Raw genomic sequence first — 22349 nt, 5'->3', positions numbered from 1 at the left:
TCCATCACCCCAGAAACTCCTCCCCGTACATTTTCCTTGCCAGTTCGGTACTCTTCTCGACCGGATCCTTGGCGAAAGTCCGGTACACCGAGCGGTATTGGCCCTTCACCAGCGTCAGTGCATCGTGACCGGCCTCGTGGCAGACCTCGACGCACTTCGGGTTTCCTCCGCAGAGGTCACAGATTACCACGCTGCCTTTGCCAGTCGGAATTCTCGGGACGTTGCCTGGACAGGCGAGGACGCATGCCCCGCACTTGGTGCACTTCTCTTCATCCACCAGCACGGCACCGGTTTTCTCATCAACGCTCAGCGCATCGAAGTTGCACGACTCTACGCAGGGATAATCCGGACACTGGACGCAGGTGTGGGGAACGTTAACGCCGGGCAGAAGCTCGTATATCCTTATACGCGATGCCTCTGGCCATATTATCCCCTCGTGCTCCAGGGAACACGCTACCTCGCACAGTCTGCAGCCGCTACACTTGTCTGGGGTTATCAGAATCCACATCTTCTCAGCAACATCATCACCCATGAGGAACACCTAACTCCATGAGTGGGGCCAAAACTATATAACAATTGTGAAAACGCACAGACGAAGGCCTTATAAACTGGGATACGTTAGAGGGAGCGATGAACCGCTCCGAGGCAATCCTCCTGGGAATAACGGCAATATGGGGTTTTACATTCCCGGCAATGAAGGTTAGCCTCGATTACCTGCCGCCGATTCTCTTCCTAGCCTACCGTTTCGGGATAGCGTCCCTCCTAATGCTCATCCTTTTCCGCTCGAAGGTTCTCCGAAGGGAGACCTTTAAGGAGGGCTTCATTCTGGGAACGACCCTCTTCTTCGGCCACGGCTTCCAGATAGTCGGCCTGAAGTACACCACAGCCTCGAACTCTGCCTTCATAACGTCCCTCTACGTCGTCTTCACGCCGTTCATAGCCTACTTCCTGCTGAGGGACAGACTCAAGCTTAGAGATGCCGCTTCGCTCGCAATAGCCCTAACCGGCCTCTACCTCATCTCGGGGGCGAGCTTGAACTTCAATTACGGGGACATGCTCACCGTCCTCTGCGCCCTCAGCTTCGCCTTCCAGATAGTCCTCGTTCAGAAGTTCGGGGAAAAGGACTACCTAAGCTTAGCCTTCTGGCAGATAACCTGGAACTTCGTCTTTTCGCTGGTTTTTGCCCTCGTCGCCGAGCCGTTCACGTTCCCCACGGACCCCCTGCCATGGACAGGGGTGCTCTACACCTCGGTCTTCGCGACGGTGATAGCGTTCACACTCCAGGTGAAGCACCAGAGGAACACGAGGGCGCACAAAGCGGCGCTGATTTACTCCGCGGAGCCCATATTCGGCCACATAGCGGCGTTTATAACGATAGGGGAAATCCTAAGCGCCAAGGGCTACCTGGGTGCGGCGCTGATAATGGCGGGAATATGGAACGAGATTAGAAACCAAGGGTAGGGCTGGACTCGATGGACGGTACCTTACTCCCCCGCCTCTCTGACATTATGCCGAGGCTGAGGATCTCCTCCACGCGCTTGACGTCCACGAGCGTATTGATGCAACCGGCACGAAGAAGGGGCACAGCCTGGAGAGGAATCCTGAGATGGGAAAGCTTCTCAGCGGCCTCAGCAAGCTCCGGCCAGCAGGCGATTCCAATGGCAGCCTTGATTTCCCCCTTTGGAACCTTCGACTTGAGAATCTTCTTGACGAGGCTCCCGCCGGGGGCTATGTAGAACTGCCTATAGCCCAGCCTCTCACCAACTTCAATTATCGAACCCACAGGGCAGCGTCCGCACTTCGTGCATTCAAAGCCGTACTCCCCAAGCTCCGCCGGACATTCGCGGAAGTTTCTGAGGCACTGTGGGATGAAGACCGCCCTCTTCTCGGGAGGGACTTTCGCAAAATCCTCGGAGTATGCCCTGTTTTTGAGTTCGACGTAGATTTGATCGGCCAGCTCCTCATCCTCCCCCATGAGGGACAGAACCGCCCTGACGGCGCTCCTCGTGCTCAGGTCGGCACCGGAAGCAAGCAGTTTTGCAATCAGGTTTTCGATGCCCATTCCAGCTCCCGCCACACTCCTTTGTGATATCTCCGTCCCAGGGGAAATATAAGCCTTTGGGAAGGGTTTAGAAACAAAAAGTTAATAAATTCTTGAGGGTAGATAATTCCCGGAGGTAGTGGCCATGGTGCACGCGTACATCAGGGAGAGGACTAAGGAGTTTTCGAGCGAGGACAAGGAGAAGCGCTACAAGTACCTCGGAACGGAGGCATAGACGTCGGAGACCCGGGACTTGACAGCATCCCAGAGTTCTACGGCATAGCCAACGCCATCTGACATGACTGGAAGGAGGGGAGATAGGCACCAGGACGGCGCTCGGAAGGCTTGCCCTCCTCAAGCTGCTGACGTACAAGACGAAGAATAGGAAAATCAAAGATATCCCTGAGGAGGAGCTCGAGGAGATCAGGAAGTTCATAGACTACGTGATTCAGGTCATAAAGAACGAGAGCAGGCGCAAAGGTGAGCCAGATGAAGAGGCGTCGGGTTTAAATCGTCCTCGCCTTAAAATCCAGTGGGGTCCCCACAATACCCCGGAAGAAGTGACCAAGGTCCATCGGGAAGGGCACCTCACCCAAAAACCTTATAAGCTCGCTTCCCAATTTTGCCCCGATGCCCATGAGGGGGGAGTGTTTTATCCTTCGCTTCGCCCGTTTCGCGGCCTGAGTCCCCCTGTTCTAGGGTAGTCCATCCTAAAGATCATTTCTGGAGGGTTTTGACATGATAAAGGAACCGGAGTTTAGGGAGTATACCCCAGGGAAGCTTGAGGAAAAGGTCGAGCGCTTTTGGGAGGAGAACAACACCTACGAGAAGGTGAAGACCGCGCGCCAGAACGGCCCGAAGTACTACTTCCTCGACGGGCCGCCCTACGTCAGCGGTGCAATACACCTCGGAACGGCCTGGAACAAGATCATCAAGGACATGGTGATAAGGTTCAGGACAATGCAGGGCTACAACGTCCGCAGACAGCCGGGCTTCGACATGCACGGCCTTCCGATAGAGGTCAAGGTCGAGCAGGCCCTCGGCCTCAAGACCAAGAAGGACATAGAAACCGAGATAGGCGTCGACAACTTCATACGCAAGTGTAAGGAGTTCGCCCTCAACAACCTCAAAGTGATGACCGGACAGTTCAGGCAGCTCGGCGTCTGGATGGACTGGGACAACCCCTACATGACCATAAAGAACGAGTACATCGAATCGGGCTGGTTCACACTCAAGAGGGCCCACGAGAAGGGCCTCCTCGAGAAGGACAAGCGCGTCCTCCACTGGTGCCCGCGCTGTGAGACGGCTCTCGCTGAACACGAGGTCCGCGGCGAGTACAAGATAAGGGAGGACCCGAGCATATACGTCAAGTTCCCGATAGAGGGCAAGGAGAACGAGTACCTTCTCATCTGGACGACTACCCCCTGGACCCTCCCGGCCAACCTCGCCGTCACCGTTCACGCAGACTACGACTACGCCAAGGTTAAGGTCGAGACCGAGAAGGGCGAGGAGTACTGGATAATAGCGAAGGCCCTCTTTGAGAGGGTTCTGAGCGAGGTCGGCGTTAAGGGCGAGATAGTTGAGGAGTTCAAGGGAGAGGAGCTTGAGGGACTCCGCTACGTGCACATACTCATGGACGAGTACCCGGCCCAGAAGGAGTTCCGCGAGAAGTACGAGTGGGCTCACAGGGTTATCCTCGGCGAGCACGTCACCCTCGGCGACGGTACGGGCTTGGTTCACACCGCTCCCGGCCACGGTGAGGAGGACTTTGAGATAGGCAGGGGGTACGGCCTGCCGGTATACAGCCCGGTCGACGACGAGGGGCGCTACACCGAGGGCCACTGGAAGGGAACCTACGTCAAGGATGCCGACCCGGAGATAATAGAGCACCTCAAAGCCAAGGGCTACCTCGTGAAGGCCGGAACGATAGAGCACAAGTACCCGCACTGCTGGCGCTGTAAGACCCCGCTCATATTCCGCGCCACAGACCAGTGGTTCCTCAAGGTCAGCAAGGTTAAGGACCTCATAATCAAGGAGAACGACGAGAAGGTGACCTGGTATCCTGACTGGGTCAAGGTGCGTTACGACAACGGCGTCATGAACTCCGGCGACTGGGTCATAAGCAGGCAGCGCTACTGGGGCATACCGCTCCCGATATGGCAGAGCGAGGACGGCGAGATACACGTCGTCGGCTCCTTCAGGGAGCTGGTCGAGAAGAGCGTTGCCCTTGAGATAAACGGTGAAAGGGTTGAGCTTCCCAAGAGCTATGAAGAGAAGCTGAAGGTAATAGAGGAGAGGCTCGGGCCGGAGGACCTCCACAGGCCCTACGTGGATGCCTTCATAATAAAGGTCAACGGCAAGGAGATGCGCCGTGTCAAAGACGTCGTGGATGTGTGGTTCGACAGCGGAATAGCGAGCTGGGCTTCCCTTGACTACCCGAGAACTGAGGAGAACTTCAGGAAACTCTGGCCGGCGGACTTCATAGTCGAGGGTGAGGACCAGGTAACCAAGTGGTTCTACTCCCAGCAGGCGGCCAGCGTTATAGCCTTCGACACCGTCCCCTACAGGCATGTGGCGATGCACGGCTACGTCCTCGACGAGAAGGGCGACAAGATGAGCAAGAGCCTCGGCAACATCATAAGGCCGGAGGAGGTCGTCCAGAAGGAGGGAAGGGACCCCTTCAGGTTCTACATGCTCTGGGCCACCAACCCCTGGGAGAACCTCAAGTTCAGCTGGAAGGGCCTGGCTCAGGTCAAGAGGATGCTCAACATACTCTGGAATGTCTACGTTTTGAGCGCCACCTACATGAGCCTGGATAACTTCGACCCGACGAAGCTCAAGCCCGAGGAGCTTCCGTTCCGCGAAGAAGATAAGTGGATACTCAGCAGGGTCAACGGGCTGATAGGCGACGTCACCGAGGGCATAGAGACCTTCAGGCTCACGAGGGCCACCAGGGCAATATACCACTTCGTGGTCGAGGACCTCAGCAGGTGGTACGTGAGGCTCATCAGGAAGCGCATGTGGGTCGAGGGCGACGACCCGGACAAGCTTGCCGCTTATTACACGGTCTGGAAGGTCTTTGACGTCCTGCTGAGGCTCATGGCGCCCTTCACGCCCTACATAGCCGAGGAGATATACCAGAACATGCTCAGGCCGTTCGTCGGGGTGGAGAGCGTCCACATGCTCGACTGGCCGGAGGTCGAGGAAGAGGCGAGGGACGAGGAACTTGAGAGGGAGATGGAATACGTCAGGAGGATAGTCGAGGCCGGCTCAAGTGCCAGGCAAAAAGCCAGGATAAAGCTCCGCTACCCGGTCAGGAGGATAATCATAGAGACCGAAGATGAGACAGTAAAGAATGCCGTTGAGAGGCTCAACAGAATACTCCGCGACCAGCTCAACGCCAAGGAGGTCGTCGTTGGCAAGGTAGAGAGGGAGCTCGTCATCAAGCCCAACTTCGCCAAGGTCGGGCCGGAGTTCAAGGGCAAGGCCAAGCCCGTGATAGCGTGGATAAACGAGCACGGCAGAGAGCTCTACGAGAAGGGGGAGATGGACGTCGAGATAGAGGGAGAGACCTTCCACCTTACCAAGGAGCACCTGAGCATAGAGGAGAAGCTGCCGGACTTCTTCGTTGCAGAGGACTTCGAGGGCGGAAGGGTCTTCATCGACAAGACCATCACGAGGGAACTGCTCGCTGAGGGACTCGCCAGGGAGTTCGTCCGCAGGATACAGGAGATGCGCAAGAGGCTCGACCTCGACGTCAACGACAGGATAGTCGTCACCATAGAGACCACCGACGAGAACCGCGAACTGCTCCAGGAGAACCTCGACTACATAGAGAGGGAGACGAGGGCGACCGAGGTGGTCTTCGGTGAGGCAAAGGGCTACGTCGTCGAGTGGCCCGAGGTTCAGGCGAAGATAGGGGTTGAGAAGGTGGAGTGAGGCTTTTTCTAATTTTTCAATTATTCGTAGCATTTTGTAACTCCAAAAAGCATAAATACTTCAAACAGTTACTTTATGCGGTGAATACTGATGGAGTTCATTCAGGAATTCAACAAGAAGCTTGGACAAAAACTGGGATTCAGCCTTCACAAATACCAAGAGATCGTTGCTAAGGAGCTTATAGTCCACATAGAACGCGGAGATAGATTTGTAACAGTTTCGATGCCGACAGGAAGTGGAAAGACAGTTCTTGAAATGTTGACGGCGGACTATCTACTTGGCAGGGGGTATAAGAGGATACTCGTCCTAGAACCAACGAGGTTCTTATGTGATCAAATGCATCCTAAGTGGAGACGCTTGATGGAAACGGGAAAGGAGTATGAAGGAAACTGTTGGAGCTTTCTGAGTGGATATCCTGTTGTTATTTCAACGCCTCAGACGGCCTTAAAGTGCATTTCAAATCTAAAAGATGAGTTTGATGCTGTAATAATCGACGAAGTCCACCATGCAATTACAGGAAAATATTACAACGAATTGATCTCCGAGCTTAAGCCAAGGATTGTTGTCGGATTCACAGCGTTGTTGCCGAGTGAAAAGGCGTACAAAGCAAGCGTCAGCAAAACTAGGGAAGTTGTGGGTGAGTTAAGACTGCTCCACTATGATTTCCAAAAACTCAGTAGTATTGACCCCAAATTCAGCCCACCCAAGGCATTGGTCGACATGTTTGATTCAGAACTGGAGAATGAAGAGACAGAGGTCTACGATATTCTATACTTTGGGAGGTTGCCGGGAGACATGAAAACCGTATACTTCCTCGAAAGAACGTTCTCGAGATATGGAAAACAGGCATTCTGCGAAAGCTTTTTCCGGGCAATGGAAAGAGGAAAGATAGCAGAATCTCCACAGGCCCGTAAAGTCATGAGATTTTGTAAAAACACCGAGTATTCCCACAAAGCCCGCGCATTGCTCGACGTGTTAACAGTATACAATCCTGAAGAAAATCCAAGGCTAAGGCCGGTTATCGTTTTCACATCTCGGAAGGCAACGGCGTATGAGTTCAAAAACGCCATAGTTAATGGGCTTAAAATCCCTCCACACAAGGTTGAAGTCCTGACGAGCGACCTTCCAAAAGAGGGGAGGAAGGAACTAATCTCAAGAGCCAAAAGGGGTGATGTTCACATAATAATCTCAACACTTGTCGGTGAGGAAGGCGTGGACATCCCGGAGGCAGGCGTTCTTATAATGACAGACGTCCCAAAGAGCCCGCTGAGGTTCTACCAGAGGCTCGGAAGGCTAATCAGGGTTTCAAGCCCGATGAACACAAAGTTATTCGTTATCACAATGACCCCCAAGACTGAGGAATACGAAGACCTAAGCGAAGCGGTCTGGAATCTGTACGAGGAGGGAGTTGATGTAAGTTACATCCTGCTTAACTTGGAGGAAAAACTGACCACCCAGAAGCTTCTCGACTACATCAGAGAAACCACCAAGATGTTGAACTCAAAATGGGCGTCGTACATGTTGCTAACGCAGGGAGACGAGCCGAGAGACCCCGTGGAATACTACCTGAGCGCCCTTAAGTCGAACGAGAAGTTCAGAGAGGCCATAAGGCAGAGGTTCGGGGAGCTGTCCGATGAAGAATTCGAGAAATGGACATTCATGATTACCACGACGTTTTTCCTGAGGGGATGGAGTGACGACATCAAGAAAGCCATGAAAGAAGTCGAGAAGAGGCTAAACAGAGGAAAAGTCATGAGAGACTTCGACAGGCTGATACTGGAGGACAGGCTTTTCTACTTCTACGACCCCGAGAGGCTTTCAGACATGGTGTTTATGGAGCTTGAACGGCTCCTTAAAACATGCGAGGAAAACCAGAAAACCTTCTGCGAAAACGTTTTCTTCAGGTTTGACAGAAAGGGGTTCTTGAGGCTGTTCACCAACGTATTCCCAATCGAGAACCTTGACAGCATAGTTGAAGACTTGAAAAAGACCATAGACAAAAAAGAAAAAATCTTTGGCAGTATTTACGTTGCAACCAGCTACAACCCAAGCAGTAAGGCAATAATAGCCAATGCCCATTTTTCTGTATCTGGACAAAGGATACACATAAGGCTGGAACCCCAATTCAACTACTACAACTTCAACGAAAACACCGAACTGAAAGAAAAGAAGCTTGAGCTTATCAAGTTAAATGTCAAAGACATCTGCTACAGAGCAATAGAGAAATACTATGAGGAATATCCAGAATAATCTTTTCATCTTTCCAAAATTCTCAATTTCAGCCCGTATTCTTTGAATCTCTCAAAGCCTCTATCACAGGTGAATAGAACCAAATTATACGCTATCGCCGTTGCAGCTATGAGTAAATCCTTGAAAGGAGGTCTTTGACCCTTCTTCATTAAGTCCCTGAAGACTGCCCCGGCTATCTTCGCGGCCTCTTCGTTAAATTCCACCTTTGGCATCATCTCGAGCATTAGCTCTTCCCGCTCCTTCAAATGTCCGCAGTAGAGTTCAAAAACGGCCATAACAGGAAGTGCGTAGGTTCCACCAGGGGAGAGGCCCTCAATGACCTTCCTGTTTCCTCCAAAGAGCTCTATCACCACGCTGGTGTCCAGGAGTCCATCCATTCTTCGACCTCCTTGAGCTCTTTCCTAAGTTCCTCGACCTCTTCGGGGGTTCTCGTTCCGAAAGCTATCATAAGCACGTCGAGGTTGCCTTTCTTTTTCTTCCCTATCAGCTCCCTGAGCAGTTCCGAAAAGCTCTTCTTGCCCTTCATCTTGACGAGTTCGTAATAGACGTCATCGGCTATGGTTATCGTCTTGCCCAATGCAATCACCTATAAGTGCATGCATGCACGAAATATTTAAAGGTTGTTCTACCCAAACACCAGCCCCCAGACAACCCACAGCTGGCCGAAGACGATGAGAGTCAGGATTAAGGCCGTTGCCTTTCCGATTCTTTTCGGCCCGTAAAAGCCAACCAGCCCAAAGAGAAAGTTTAGAGCAGAGAGCTCGAAGAGAGAATTCACAACGCGGTCGTTTCTGCCGAAGGCGATTAGCTTCGTAAGGTATTGAGAAGCCGAGGCATCTACGCCAACGTGAAGCGCGATGAGTCTGACCGCCAGGAGAATGCCAGTGAAGATAACGTTGTACTCGATGACAAAATCTAGAAGACCCCTGTGCGGTTTTTTACCGGTGAAAATCCGGTAGAGGGAGAGAGGAAATACCATCACCCAGATGACCATCGAGACGAAAAAGATGAAGAACGAAAAGATTAACGTAAACATTGCCAGACCGTTAACCACTCCCCGTAGGGGGTCTTTTGTCATGAGAACAGCCGAGGAAAACAATCCCCAGAAAATGAGCGCCCTTGCGATGGTATCGAAAACCTCTTTGGAAAGGTAGAGTCTGCCGTGGGTTTTCTCGATTATTTCTGGAAGGCGCTTTACGTCCTCCCGCGAGTAGCCGTAGCGCTCAAGAGCCTTCCCGGCGAAGTATAAGGCCACTAAGAGGAAGAGAGCCAGCAGGAGAAGAATTGAGAAAAGATTGACGGGATTGAGGTTTTTCCTCGCCTGGGGAACGAGAATCCAGATGACGAGCCAAAAGACGATAGCCAACAGCCACGGGATGAGGTAGTCCCGGATGAAGATCCGCATGGCCGTTAATATCCCCAAAGGTAAATAACCTTTTCGAAACCCCCATAGCTTATGCCCCCGTAAGCTACTTACTCCTCTAGAACCGGCAACTCATGGGAGTAAAATGAGGTAGAATTTAAGGCAATGGAATCCTCTCGACCTCAAGCCTGTCGAAGGTCGGGTACTCCTCAACGATGAAGAACCTCACGTCGCCCTCGATAGCCTCGGCGAGCTCAACCGCTACCTCCTCCGGCATCTCTATCCTGCCCTTCGCCCTGTTGACGTACAGCCACTCAGGTGGAACTTCGGCTTCCTCCACTAGGAGCGCGTAGAGCTCGTCGAGATCGTCGTATTCCGCCATGCCGAAGCGGAGCGTCCCGTCCTCGGTTATCTCCATGTATGGCCTAGCCACGTTCCTCGCCATCCTCCTCAGCCTGTTCTTGAGCTGGACCGCATCCTTCAGCTTGGCCGTGCACAGGTGGTAGCTCAGCGAGGTGTTCTCCTCGCCCCATTCAAGGAGCTTCAGGCCCAGCTCAAGGGAACCCTTTATGGCGGCGCTCTCATCGCTTATTGGCCTGTACCCCCTGTCGAGAATCGCCCTCAGGTTCGTCTCGCTGAACTCAAGCTCGTTCACGTTGAGGAACTTAGCCCCAAGGTCATCGAGAAACTCCGCGTACCACTTCATTCTCTCGAACCCTCCCGGAATCGAGGGGATCTCGCCGCCGACGTCCCAGTCAAAGTCGAAGGCGTTCCTTATGTTCTCAACCTCGACTTTGAAGAGCTTCGAGTTCGGGTTGAACAGATCGGGGTGGAATCGTATCTCATCCAGACCTGCATCGTAGAGCTTTTCGAGGTTCTTTTTGGTCGCCAGGGCGCCGGTGGTGTAGAGGTGGACGTGAAAGTCCTCGCCAAAGGCCTCCTTGAGGGCGCGGATATACTCAGCCGTTCTGTCGAGCCTCGCCAGCGGGTCGCCGCCGGTAACGCCAGTCCCCCTAGCCTCCATCAAAAGGGCCTCCTCGATCACGTCGTCCAAGCTTTTGACGGGTCTCTCATTGGCGTAAACAACATCGCCCATTCTGTGCTCGCTCAGCGGGCAGTAGAAGCAGTCCCTCGGGCAGACCCCGGTTGTGAAGAGGACGAGCTTCTCACCCCTAACGCAGAGCTGGCAGCCCTTGGGGAGCTCTCTCACAGCGTATGAAAAGTAAGGCGTCTCCCAGACCATCCACTCACCTCGCTAACCCTAAACGCGGGGGAGAGCTTAAAAAGGTTGGCGGGCAAAGTTGTGCAGATGCTTATGAGGGAGAAGCCGAAGTACCTGCCGCCCACCCTGAGGGACAAGCACCGCTACATAGCCTTTCAGGTCATCGGGGAGAGGCCGTTTAAGAAGGATGAGATAAAGAGAGCCATATGGGATGCGAGCATCTCAGCGCTGGGAACCCTCGGCTCGGCGAGGGCAAAGCCCTGGTTCATCAAGTTCGACGAGAAGAGCCAGACCGGAATCGTCAGAGTTGATAGGAAGCATGTGGAGGAACTGCGCTTCGCCCTGACGCTTGTTACGGAGATAAACGGTTCGAGGGCCATATTCAGAACCCTCGGTGTTTCCGGAACGATAAAAAGATTGAAAAGGAAGTTCTTGGCCGAGTACGGCTGGCGCTAGCGGAGGAACGGGACAGCCCTGTCAACCGTCCCCCCGTAAACTTTCATGTACCTCCCGCAGGCGTTCTCCCACGTGAAGTCGTTTCTGGCCCTTCTCTTTCCGTTCTCGCGGAGCTTTCTCAATGTTCCCTCGTCCAGCTCCTTGGCGAGAACCATTGCCCTCGCCAACGCGAAAGCGTCCCTCGGGGGGACGAGCAGTCCCGTGGCGTTCTCCGGGTCGGAGTTGAGGCCTATTACGGTATCCTTTATCCCCCCAACGGCACTTCCTATCGGAACCGCGCCGAGGCACATGGCTTCAAGCTGCACCAGACCAAAGGGCTCGAAGTATGAGGGAATTATCACGAAATCCACCGAACCGTAGAGCTCCCTAACGGTTTCCCTGCCGAGGAGCTCGGTAACCACCCTGACGTTCTCGGGGAAGCGGTTTTGAACGGCTCTGGCCCAGGCCTCAAGCTCCGGATCGCCCTTGCCGATTATGATGAACCTCATCTCCTTAAAGGCCGGATCCGCTGAGAGAACCTCTATCGCCCGGAGGAGGGTGTCAACGCCCTTCTGAGCTTTGTCAAAGCGCCCTATGAACATGAAGGCCTTCCCATCGCTCAGGCCGAAGCGCTCCAGAACGCGCCTCCTTCTCTCCTCCCTGGGAAGGTCCTTCGTCTCCATGAGCTCCTCGTTCCAGAAGGAGCAGTCTATACCGTTGAAGACGTGCGTAACCTTTCCCTCGAAGTGTTTAAAGAATTCCCATTCCTCCCACAGGTAGCTCCTGCTGACCGTCGTGACCATGTCGGCGATGTAGCAGGCGGTATGCTCGGGGTCTATCTCGGGGTAGGGAGCGAGTTCAGCAAGGTTGGCTTCGCTGAAGTAGTGGTCCGGAATCCTGGCCTTGTTGAGCCTGTGGACCGTGAAGACGCTCCTTATCCCGAAGTACTTCTTCAGAAGGCCCAGGGCAAAGACAGTGTGCCAGTCGTGGGCGTGGATTACGTCCGGAGTAAAGGCATCGATCAGCCCGTTCATCAGCCCGACGCTCGCCTTTCCAAAGAGAACCGCTTTCCTGAGCAGGCCCTCCCAGCCCGGGCCGTACACATCGGACTCGCTGAGAAGCCCTCCGCCGAGGGAGTAGACAACCACCCCGTTCTGCTCACGCTTTCTGACGGTTATCGAAACTTCCCCGCCGAAGGCCGAAACCCTGAAGGAGCCGAAGACTTCGCCGAGGTTTCTACCGTGGTCGGGGGTGAAAACGACGACCTCGTTTCCCAGTTCGGCAAGCCCCTCGGCTATGCTTGTTATCGCCTCGGCAAGGCCGCCCACCTTGACGGGAAGGTATTCAAACCCAAGGATAAGAATCCTCATTGACACCACCTACCTGATGAACCAGTGGATGGGAGATGAAGAAGGAAAAGAACCGCTCAATCGAGGAGGATGAACTTCTCGCCCTCGACGTCCTCGAAGTAGCTGCCGATGCCGCCGATCTTCCACTCCTTTCCGCCGGCATTCACGGTTATGTTGGCGGTGAGCGGGGTGTACTCGTATTCGGTTATCTCCCCGTCCAGGGTCACCGGCTCCTTCGTGTCAACGAGCCTCCCGATGACCTCGATCTTCCTCGGCAGCTCGACGTACTTGAGGACGGTTATGAGCGTCCTGATGTTGACGAGGGAGAGGGGCTTCGGTGCCGCGGCATAGTTGAGGGGTTTGATTATCTCGCTGTTGTCGAGATAGATGGTGTAGAACCAGTGCATGTAGTTCTGGATTATCTTGGGGCTCTTGGCCCAGAAGGAGTAGAACTTCTCGCGACGCTTGTCCTTCGGGAGGGCACCGAAGAACAGGGCGTAGTCGATGTCGCCGATTATCCAGCTGGCCATGAGCCAGGGGGCGCCCCCGCTCCTCGCGAGGATTATGTTGTTCCCTTTGAGCCAGTCGGGTATCTCATCGAAGTTGCTGATTATGACGAAGACTATGTCCTTCCTCGCGCGTATCTCACTTTTGAGCAGCTTGAGGAACTCAAAGGGGGTGTTTATCAGAACCTCGTGCTTGGCGGTCCTTATCACGTACTCCGCGCGCTCAACGGTGTTTTCAAAGCCCTGAATGGTCCATATCTCGGGCAGATCCTCGCCGTGAACCTCGCGGTAGAGCTCGAGAAACGCAACCTTGAGGTTCTCAACGTCCTCTATGAAGTCCTCCTTTATTTTCTCCAGAACAACCTCCGGGTTGACTGGCTTGTACAGGCGAGGGGAGCCCTGCATGACGTCAACAAACCCCTTCCTGTGGAGGGAACTGAGGACGTCGTAAACCCTCGTGTGGGGAATACCGCTCTCCTTCGTTATGTCTGTAGCCTTGCTCGGGCCGAGTTTGAGGAGCGTTATGTATGCGAGGCTCTCGTACTTCGTGAGACCGAGCTTCTGAAGCTTTTCAACTATTTCCTCTTCGTTCATACTGAGACCTCCAATCTTTTAAGTTTCACTCGCGATAGTTTATTCATCACTAGTGATATCTTGGGTGATAAAAGTGTATAAAATTTTCGGGTTCAAACCGGACCGGAAATTCGGGAGGGTCGCGATCGTCGAGTTCTCGATTCCAGCGGAACTAGGGAGAAAGTACGTGTACCTGCTCGGGAGCTTCAACGCGTTCAATGAAGGCTCCTTCAGAATGAGGAAGGAAGGGGACCGCTGGAGGACGGCTGTAAAGCTGCCGGAGGGGATCTGGCACTACGCGTTCTCCATCGACGGCGAGTTTACCCCCGACCCCGAGAACCCCGGACGGGAGACCTACAGGAGGCTCTCGTACAAATTTGAAAGGGAAACGAGCGTCGCGGTTATCGACGGTGGGGACTGGCCATTTCACGCGCCGAGCGCGACCTATCTCTACACCGTTGCCGGAAGAACCCATGTTCTCCTGAGGGCGAAAGTGGGGGCAGTCGCCAAGGCCACCCTCGTCCTCCCGGAAAGCGAGGGCATGGTTGGGATGAGGAGAAAAGCCCGGGAGGGGCTGTTCGAGTACTTCGAGGCAGTCCTGCCCGGAGACGGTGAACTGGAGTACTCCTTCGAGATTCGGACGCGGAAAGGCTTGACAAGGAGAATGGGACCATTCAGGGCCGTTCCATACCGCCCGGAAACTCCCCGATGGATTTACGAGAGGGTTTTCTACCAGATAATGCCCGACAGGTTCGAGAGAGGCCTGCCCGGAACGCCCAGGGGCAGGGCGTTCCACGGCGGTGATTTGGCGGGGATAATAAAGAGGCTGGGGCACCTCGAAGAACTCGGCGTCAACGCCCTCTACCTCACCCCTATATTCGAGTCCATGACGTACCACCGCTACGACGTCACCGACTACTTCAGTATCGACAGAAAGCTCGGAGGATGGGGGGTCTTCAGGGAGCTGGTGAGGGAACTCAAAAAGCGGGACATCAGGCTGATTCTCGACGGGGTTTTCCACCACACGAGCTTCTTCCACCCGTACTTCCAGGACGTGGTTAGGAACAGAGAAAGAAGTGAGTACCGGAGGTTCTACCGCGTAACCGGCTCTCCCGTTGTTCCCGAGCAGTTCCTGAGGGTTCTGCATTCAGAAGAGCCGTGGATCGAGAGATACCACCTGATAAAATCCCTGGACTGGAACTACGAGAGCTTCTACTCGGTGTGGCTGATGCCGAGGCTCAACCACGACAGCCCGGAGGTAAGGAGATTCATCGGAGAGGTAATGGAGTACTGGCTCGAGCGGGGAGCGGACGGCTGGCGGCTGGACGTCGCCCACGGCGTTCCACCGGAGCTCTGGAGGGAGATGCGGAAGGCCATGCCAGAGGAGGTGTACCTCGTTGGGGAGGTCATGGACGACCCCCGGCCCTGGGTTCCCGACGCATTCCACGGTACCATGAACTACCCCCTCTACGAGCTCATTCTCAGGTTCTTTGTTGAGGGTGAAATCGACGCGGGGGAGTTCCTCAACGGCCTGGAGCTACTGAGCGCCCACCTGGGCCCCGCGGAGTACGCGATGTACAACTTCCTCGACAACCACGACACCGAACGCTTCCTCGACCTCGTGGGGGACAGGCGGAGATACCTCTGCGCCCTGGCCTTCCTGATGACCTACAAGGGGATTCCATCGATATTCTACGGCGATGAAATTGGACTCAGAGGACGGCTGGACGGTGGCCTGAGTGCCGGGAGGGCGTCCATGGTATGGGACAGGGGGAAGTGGGACACTGAGATTTTCGAAACCACGAAACGGCTGATACGGCTCAGAAGGAGGAGCAGAGCGCTTCAGCTCGGCGAGTTCGTGCCCGTAAGGTTCCAGGGGCGCACGATGATATACGAGAGGGTTCTCGGGGACGAAAGGGTCAGGGTGGAGATCAGGTACTCGATGGAACCTGAGGACTGCGTGTTCCATGTGACGACACCCTGACGTCTTCTCCCGGGGGATGAAGGGGAAGGGGCAGATGGCACCCCACGGACAGACAGCCCATCCCCGACCCGTTCCCTGTGGTCCACTCTTTTCATGGAGGACTAACTATGTGCATGGCCAACAACTCTGATCAAAGAAGCGCAAGATATATATATCACCGTCGATGATACTATATCACCCAAAATCAAGGCGGGTGATAAAGATATGAAGAAAGGACTGTTTGCCCTGCTTTTGGTGGGGGTTTTGGTTCTTAGCGTTGTGGCCAGCGGCTGTATATCCCCCGGAGGGGAGAGCCCGAGTTCAACGACGACCAGCTCCCCCAGTCCAACCGAGACCACCACGAGCTCACCGAGTTCAACCACCTCCAGCCCGAGCCCCACTGAGACCACCACCACTACCCCGCCCGAGACGGAGTGCGGAAGCGGGGAGGTCGTCATCTGGCACGCCATGCAGCCTAACGAGCTTGAGGTCTTCCAGAGCCTCGCCGAGGAGTACATGGCCATGTGCCCGGACGTCACCATAACCTTTGAGCAGAAGCCCGAGCTTGAGAGCGCCCTCAAGGCTGCCATACCCACCGGCCAGGGGCCGGACCTCTTCATCTGGGCTCACGACTGGATAGGCAAGTTCGCGGAGGCCGGCATGCTCGAGCCGATTGATGACTACATCACCGATGACGTCCTCAACGGCTTTGCCCCGATGGCCCAGGAGGCCATGCAGTACAAGGGGCACTACTACGCCATGCCCTTCGCGGCCGAGACTGCCGCGCTCATATACAACAAGGACATGGTGAGCGAGGCCCCGAAGACCTTCGACGAGATGAAGGCGATAATGGAGCAGTACAACGACCCGGACAATGAGAAGTACGGAATAGCGTATCCGCTCAACGCATACTTCCTCTCGGCCTGGGCCCAGGCCTTCGGTGGCTACTACTTCGACGACCAGAGTGAGATGCCCGGTCTCGACCAGCCCGAGACGATAGACGGTTTCGAGTTCTTCTTCCAGAACATCTGGCCGTACATGGCCCCGACCGCAGACTACGGAACCCAGCAGAGCATATTCCTTGAGGGCCGTGCTCCCATGATGATAAACGGCCCGTGGAGCATAAGCGACGTCAAGAAGGCCGGAATAGACTTCGGCGTCGTTCCGCTCCCGCCGATAACCAAGGACGGTAAGGAGTACTGGCCGAGGCCGTACGGTGGAGTCAAGGACATCTACTTCGCGGCCGGTATAAAGAACAAGGAGGCCGCCTGGAAGTTCGTCAAGTGGTTCACCACCACCCCAGAGGTCATCAAGGAGCTATCACTCCAGCTCGGCTACATCCCCGTTCTCACCCCCGTTCTCAACGACCCGGACATCCAGAACGACCCCGTTATCTACGGCTTCGGGCAGGCCGTTCAGCACGCGTACCTGATGCCCAAGAGCCCGAAGATGGGCGCCGTCTGGGGCGGCGTCGACGGGGCAATCAACGAGATACTCCAGGACCCGGAGAACGCCGATATAAAGGCCATACTCGAGAAGTACCAGCAGCAGATACTCGACAACATGAACGGCTGAAGCCTTTCTCCTTTTTCATACCTTTTTGGAGGGATTGGAATGAAAAAGACCACGACCATTGCTCTGTTCCTAATCCTGCCTGGAATGGCAGCGTTCCTGTTTTTCAACCTATGGCCGATAATATACTCGATATATCTCGCATTCACCAACGCCCAGCTCGGCAACTTCCCGGTTCAGGCCCCGGACGCCCCGCAGCTTCAGTTCGTTGGTCTTGAGAACTTCCGCTGGATACTCGGCGACGAAACATTCAGGAGCGCCTTCCTGTGGACGTGGATATTCGTGGTGGCCAGCGTCACCCTGAAGGTTCTCGCGGGAATCATCCTCAGCCTGCTCTACAACAGCAGATACGTCAAAGGAAAAATGATCTACCGTTCCCTCCTCATAATCCCCTGGGCGCTGCCGCTGCTCTTCTCCGTTACCGTCTGGAAGTTCATGTTCGACCCGATATTCGGGCCGATAAACCAGCTGCTTAAATCCCTGGGGGTTCACAACCTCCCCAACTGGATTAACGACCCGCTGTGGGCCTTTCTCGCGCTCAACATAATCGAGGTGTGGCTCGCGTACCCGTTCATGATAACCGTCATCACGGCGGCGCTCCAGTCCGTGCCGGACACGCTCGTTGAGGCGGCGATAATAGACGGGGCCAGCTACTGGCAGAGGGTGAGACACGTGGTCCTCCCGATAGTCGGCAAACCGATAGCATTCGCCACCATACTCACCAGCGCGGCGAGCTTCCAGTACTTCATGGTGCCCTACATCTACAACGCGGGCCTGTTCGAGGACAAGTTCATACTGCTCTACGGTTTCAGGAAGGCCTTCGGAGCCAGCCCCCACTACGGAAAGGCCGCGGCGATAATGATAATCGCCACGCTCGTGCTTGCCGTGTACATGTACGTTAACGTCAGGATAACCAGACTTCAGGAGGGTGCCAAGGGATGATGGGAAGGCGCAAAGGGGAGGTCGTCAGGAGCTTTGTCCTGACCCTGCTGGCGATCTTCGTCATGTTTATCATACTCTTCCCAGTTTACTACATCTTCGTCGTCTCAATAAGCCCGGGCTCAACGCTCGCAACCACGGAGTTCCACATTATCCCCCGAAACGTCAGCCTTGACTCGTACAGGGAGGTGCTCTTTGGATTCTCAGGAAGCAAACTCTCGGAGAACTTCACAGGAACCATCGAGGGAAGCGCCCACGTTCAGGACGGCAGGCTGTACCTGCTGGAAGGGACGATAAAGGGCAAGGTCAAATACGGGCCATTCACAGGACTGGTGTTTGAGATCCCGGTGAAAAACCTGGTTTTCGACGTTTCAACGGACGTTAACGCTCAGGGACAGCTGAAGGGTGAGGTCAAGGGACTCTTCATCCTCACAAGGATGAACGACGACGGCACTGTGGGCTTCGCGATAATGAGGAACGTTGAGCTGAAGGGCGGAACCATTGAGGGCACCCACGTCTCGGGCCCGATGGAGAAGTACGTCGTTGCCAGGAACAGCGGAACCGTCAGGTTCACAAGGGTGGGGAAGTTCGTCAACTCGAAGTTCTTCGGCTACCTCAAGAACAGCCTCATCATAGCCACAATAACGGTGCTGCTGACGCTCGTGTTCGTCGTCCCAGCCGCCTACGCATTCTCGCGCATGAAGTTCTTCGGCAGGGAGCACGTGCTCTACTTCTACCTGATGTTCACGCAGGTGGCGGGCGGTCTCGGAATAGCGGGCCTTATAGCCCTCTACGGTATGATAGTCAAGCTGGGCCTCTACGACAAGCTGCCGGTGCTGTCCTTCATCTATGCCGCCGGAAGCGTTCCCTTCAACACCTGGCTGCTCAAGGGATACATAGACTCCATAAGCCCGGACTTCGACGAGGCTGCCCTGGTGGACGGCGCCAGCTACCTTCAGATAATCAGGCACGTGCTCCTCCCGATGGCGCTGCCAGGAATAGCCACGGTCACAATATTCGCGTTTATCGGAGGATGGACTGAGTTCATCCTGGCAAGCCTGCTGCTGACTGAGTCGCACCAGCCACTGTCGGTGTGGATATACCTTCTCCTGGGCGGCATAGGCAGGGGAATAGACTGGAGCTACTTCGCAGCAGCTGCTCTGCTCTTCGCCCTGCCCGTGTTCGTGGCGTTCATGCTCGCCCAGAACTACATAAGGAGCGGTCTTACAGTTGGAGGTCTCAAGGAGTGAGGTGATAATATGAGGAGGGTTGCTGCCCTTTTCCTTGCCTTTTTGATGGTTGGAAGCCTAATGGGAGTAAGCTTCAAGGGCGTTGGGGCGGCCGAGCCGAAGCCGCTCAACGTCATAATAGTCTGGCACCAGCACCAGCCCTACTACTACGACCCGGTCCAGGACGTCTACACCAGGCCCTGGGTCAGGCTCCATGCGGCAAACAACTACTGGAAGATGGCCTATTACCTCAGCCAGTATCCGGACGTTCACGCCACGATTGATTTATCGGGCTCACTCATAGCCCAGCTCGCTGACTACATGAACGGGAAGAAGGACACCTACCAGATAATCACCGAGAAGATAGCCAGCGGCGAGCCTCTGACCGTTGACGAGAAGTGGTTCATGCTGCAGGCACCGGGAGGGTTCTTCGACCACACCATCCCCTGGAACGGCGAGCCGATAACTGACCCCAGCGGCAACCCGGTAAGGGACCCCTGGGATCGCTACACGGAGCTGAAGGACAAGATGATGCAGGCCAAGGCTAAGTACGCCAACCTGCCGCTCGAGGAGCAGAAGGCGGCGGTCACAGGCGAGTTCACTGAGCAGGACTACATCGACCTCGCTGTTCTCTTCAACCTCGCCTGGATCGACTACAAGTACATAATGGACACCCCTGCCCTCAGGGACCTCTACAAGAAGGTTGATGAGGGCGACTACACCAGGGAGGACGTTAAAACCGTCCTCGACGCCCAGCTCTGGCTCATCAACCACACCTTCAAGGAGCACGAGAGGATAAACCTCCTCCTTGGCAACGGCAACGTCGAGGTCACGGTCGTTCCCTACGCCCACCCGATAGGCCCAATACTCAACGACTTCGGCTGGGAGGGCGACTTCGACGACCAGGTGAAGAGGGCGGACGAGCTGTACAAGCAGTACCTCGGCGGTGGAACGGCAGTTCCCAAGGGAGGCTGGGCGGCCGAGAGCGCCCTCAACGACAAGACCCTCGAGACACTCGCGGACAACGGCTGGACCTGGGTGATGACCGACCAGCTCGTCCTTGACAGGCTCGGCGTCGAGAAGACGGTTGAGAACTACTACAAGCCCTGGGTGGCCGAGTTCAACGGAAAGAAGATCTACCTCTTCCCGCGCGACCACGCTCTCAGCGACCGCGTGGGATTCAACTACGGCGGAATGAACCAGTACCAGGCCGTTGAGGACTTCGTGAACGAGCTCCTCAAGCTCCAGAAGGAGAACTACGAAGGTTCGCTGGTTTACGTGGTTACGCTCGACGGCGAGAACCCGTGGGAGAACTACCCCTACGACGGCAAGCTTTTCCTCACCGAGCTCTACAAGAAGCTGACCGAACTCCAGGAGCAGGGGCTCATAAGAACCCTCACCCCGAGCGAATACATCCAGCTCTACGGCGATGAAGCAAACAGGCTCACACCGCAGATGATGGAGAGACTGGACCTCACCGGAGACAACGTTAACGCCCTCCTCAAGGCCCAGAGCCTCGGCGACCTCTACGACGCCGTCGGGGTCAATGAGGAGATGCAGTGGCCCGAGAGCAGCTGGATAGACGGAACCCTCTCCACGTGGATAGGTGAGCCCCAGGAGAACTACGGCTGGTACTGGCTCTACCAGGCCAGAAAGACCCTCATGGAGAAGAAGGGAAGCATGAGCCAGGCGGACTGGGAGAAGGCCCACGAGTATCTGCTTCGCGCCGAGGCGAGCGACTGGTTCTGGTGGTACGGAAGCGACCAGGACAGCGGGCAGGACTACACCTTCGACCGCTACCTGAAGACCTACCTCTACGAGATGTACAAGCTGGCCGGAGTCGAGCCGCCGAGCTACCTCTTTGGAAACTACTTCCCGGACGGTGAGCCCTACGTCACCAGGGCCCTCGACGGCCTCAAGGAGGGCGAGATGAAGAACTACTCAAGCATGTCCCCGCTGGCAAACGGCGTGAGCGTCTATTTCGACGGCGATGGGCTTCACTTCCTAGTGAGGGGGAACCTGGACAGGTTCGAGGTAAGCATCTGGGAGAAGGATGAGCGCGTCGGCAACACATTCACACTCCTCCAGGAGAGGCCAACCGAGCTCAGGTACTCGATGTCCCCGTTCTCCGCCGACAGCGTCGGTCTCCTCATAACCAAGCACGTCGTGTACGAGAACGGAAAGGCTGAGATATACGGTGCCACCGACTACGAGAAGAGCGAGAAGCTTGGAGACGCAACCGTTGAGCAGACGAACGACGGAGTGGAAGTCATTGTGCCCTTCGATTACCTCAAGAACCCGAGCGACTTCTACTTCGCGGTCTCGACCGTCAAGGACGGACGGCTCGAAACAATAACCACCCCCATCGAGCTCAAGCTCCCGACCGAGGTCAAGGGAGTCACGATAGCGGACATCGCAGACCCTGAGGGTGACGACCACGGGCCCGGAACCTACACCTACCCAACGGACGCGGTCTTCGTCGAGGGGGCCTTTGACCTTCTCCGCTTCAGGATGCTCGAGCAGACGGACAGCTACGTGATGGAGTTCTACTTCAAGGACCTCGGGGGCAACCCCTGGAACGGACCGAACGGCTTCAGCCTCCAGATAATCGAGGTCTACCTGGACTTCAAGGACGGCGGCAACAGCACCGCCATAAAGATGTTCCCCGATGGACCCGGAGCCAACGTCAACCTCGACCCGAACCATCCCTGGGACGTCGCCTTCAGGATTGCCGGATGGGACTATGGAAACCTCATCATCCTCCCGAATGGAACCGTTTACCAGGGTGAGATGCAGATTTCAGCCGACCCCGTCAAGAACGCGGTGATAGTGAAAGTCCCGAAGAAGTACATTGCCATAAACGAGGACTACGGCCTCTGGGGAGACGTCCTCGTCGGCTCGCAGGACGGCTACGGCCCGGACAAGTGGAGAACGGTGGCCGTGGATGCAGAGCAGTGGAAGCTCGGCG

Annotated in this window: 17 protein-coding genes and 1 pseudogene; 10 read left to right on the top strand and 8 right to left on the bottom strand. The window is 55.4% G+C overall.

Annotated elements, in window-relative coordinates; genetic code table 11:
* Positions 1–4: 4 nt before the first annotated feature.
* Positions 5–532, bottom strand: a complete 528-nt coding sequence (locus APY94_RS09270) for a 4Fe-4S dicluster domain-containing protein (protein WP_058939362.1) — start codon at positions 530–532, stop codon at positions 5–7.
* Between the two features lie 98 nt (positions 533–630).
* On the opposite strand from APY94_RS09270, the gene APY94_RS09265 reads away from it, so the two are divergent.
* Complete coding sequence (locus APY94_RS09265) at positions 631–1461, top strand: DMT family transporter (protein WP_058939361.1); 831 nt, start codon at positions 631–633, stop codon at positions 1459–1461.
* Here APY94_RS09265 and APY94_RS09260 read toward each other — a convergent pair.
* A complete protein-coding gene (locus tag APY94_RS09260) occupies positions 1445–2062 on the bottom strand; it encodes a DUF116 domain-containing protein (RefSeq protein WP_058939360.1) in 618 nt (205 codons plus the stop codon). The genes APY94_RS09265 and APY94_RS09260 overlap by 17 nt on opposite strands.
* A gap of 124 nt (positions 2063–2186) precedes the next feature.
* Between APY94_RS09260 and APY94_RS09255 the strand changes: the two are divergent.
* The 3 genes and pseudogenes from APY94_RS09255 to APY94_RS09245 form a co-directional block, all read left to right on the top strand.
* A pseudogene (locus APY94_RS09255) lies at positions 2187–2538 on the top strand (hypothetical protein); the annotation flags it as partial.
* 241 nt (positions 2539–2779) lie between these two features.
* Positions 2780–5980, top strand: a complete 3201-nt coding sequence (gene ileS, locus APY94_RS09250; protein ID WP_058939359.1) for an isoleucine--tRNA ligase — start codon at positions 2780–2782, stop codon at positions 5978–5980.
* 90 nt (positions 5981–6070) lie between these two features.
* Positions 6071–8230, top strand: a complete 2160-nt coding sequence (locus tag APY94_RS09245) for a DEAD/DEAH box helicase (protein WP_083500643.1) — start codon at positions 6071–6073, stop codon at positions 8228–8230.
* A gap of 5 nt (positions 8231–8235) precedes the next feature.
* Here APY94_RS09245 and APY94_RS09240 read toward each other — a convergent pair whose 3' ends face one another.
* The 4 genes from APY94_RS09240 to APY94_RS09225 form a co-directional block, all read right to left on the bottom strand.
* Entirely contained in the window at positions 8236–8607 is a 372-nt protein-coding gene (locus APY94_RS09240) for a type II toxin-antitoxin system VapC family toxin (protein WP_058939358.1), read from the bottom strand.
* On the bottom strand, positions 8577–8807 hold the full coding sequence (locus APY94_RS09235; RefSeq protein ID WP_058939357.1) for an antitoxin VapB family protein: 231 nt from the start codon (positions 8805–8807) through the stop codon (positions 8577–8579). Before APY94_RS09235 ends, APY94_RS09240 begins: the two co-directional genes overlap by 31 nt.
* A 48-nt stretch (positions 8808–8855) precedes the next feature.
* Positions 8856–9635 (bottom strand): hypothetical protein, encoded by a 780-nt coding sequence (locus APY94_RS09230; protein ID WP_058939356.1) that lies wholly within the window; start codon positions 9633–9635, stop codon positions 8856–8858.
* A 115-nt stretch (positions 9636–9750) separates the two neighbouring features.
* Positions 9751–10836, bottom strand: coding sequence for a radical SAM protein (locus APY94_RS09225; protein ID WP_058939355.1), 1086 nt, complete (start codon positions 10834–10836; stop codon positions 9751–9753).
* 72 nt (positions 10837–10908) lie between these two features.
* On the opposite strand from APY94_RS09225, the gene APY94_RS09220 reads away from it, so the two are divergent.
* Entirely contained in the window at positions 10909–11271 is a 363-nt protein-coding gene (locus APY94_RS09220; protein WP_058939375.1) for a ribonuclease P protein component 2, read from the top strand.
* Here the strand turns inward: APY94_RS09220 and APY94_RS09215 are convergent.
* Together APY94_RS09215 and trmBL1 are read right to left on the bottom strand one after the other, a co-directional pair.
* Positions 11268–12620: a glycogen synthase gene (locus APY94_RS09215; protein WP_058939354.1), complete on the bottom strand. Its 1353-nt coding sequence runs from the start codon at positions 12618–12620 to the stop codon at positions 11268–11270. The genes APY94_RS09220 and APY94_RS09215 overlap by 4 nt on opposite strands.
* Before the next feature lie 56 nt (positions 12621–12676).
* Positions 12677–13699, bottom strand: a complete 1023-nt coding sequence (gene trmBL1 / locus APY94_RS09210; protein ID WP_058939353.1) for an HTH-type sugar sensing transcriptional regulator TrmBL1 — start codon at positions 13697–13699, stop codon at positions 12677–12679.
* Positions 13700–13772: 73 nt separating this feature from the next.
* Here trmBL1 and APY94_RS09205 point away from each other — a divergent pair, with 73 nt between their 5' ends.
* The 5 genes from APY94_RS09205 to APY94_RS09185 all read left to right on the top strand — a co-directional run.
* Positions 13773–15662 (top strand): alpha amylase N-terminal ig-like domain-containing protein, encoded by a 1890-nt coding sequence (locus APY94_RS09205; protein WP_058939352.1) that lies wholly within the window; start codon positions 13773–13775, stop codon positions 15660–15662.
* 204 nt (positions 15663–15866) lie between these two features.
* On the top strand, positions 15867–17216 hold the full coding sequence (locus tag APY94_RS09200) for an extracellular solute-binding protein (protein WP_058939351.1): 1350 nt from the start codon (positions 15867–15869) through the stop codon (positions 17214–17216).
* A 39-nt stretch (positions 17217–17255) separates the two neighbouring features.
* Positions 17256–18155: a carbohydrate ABC transporter permease gene (locus tag APY94_RS09195; protein ID WP_058939350.1), complete on the top strand. Its 900-nt coding sequence runs from the start codon at positions 17256–17258 to the stop codon at positions 18153–18155.
* The gene (locus APY94_RS09190) at positions 18152–19402 is read left to right on the top strand and encodes an ABC transporter permease subunit (protein WP_058939349.1); all 1251 of its coding nucleotides are present in this window, start codon (positions 18152–18154) and stop codon (positions 19400–19402) included. The genes APY94_RS09195 and APY94_RS09190 overlap by 4 nt, the downstream gene beginning before the upstream one ends.
* A 9-nt stretch (positions 19403–19411) precedes the next feature.
* On the top strand, positions 19412–22349 hold a 2938-nt coding region (locus APY94_RS09185; RefSeq protein ID WP_058939348.1), incomplete at its 3' end, for a glucodextranase DOMON-like domain-containing protein.

Source organism: Thermococcus celericrescens (genome assembly GCF_001484195.1).
Lineage (GTDB): Archaea > Methanobacteriota_B > Thermococci > Thermococcales > Thermococcaceae > Thermococcus > Thermococcus celericrescens.
Note: the sequence above shows the minus strand (reverse complement) of the source record. Positions and strands in the feature narration are given on the sequence as shown.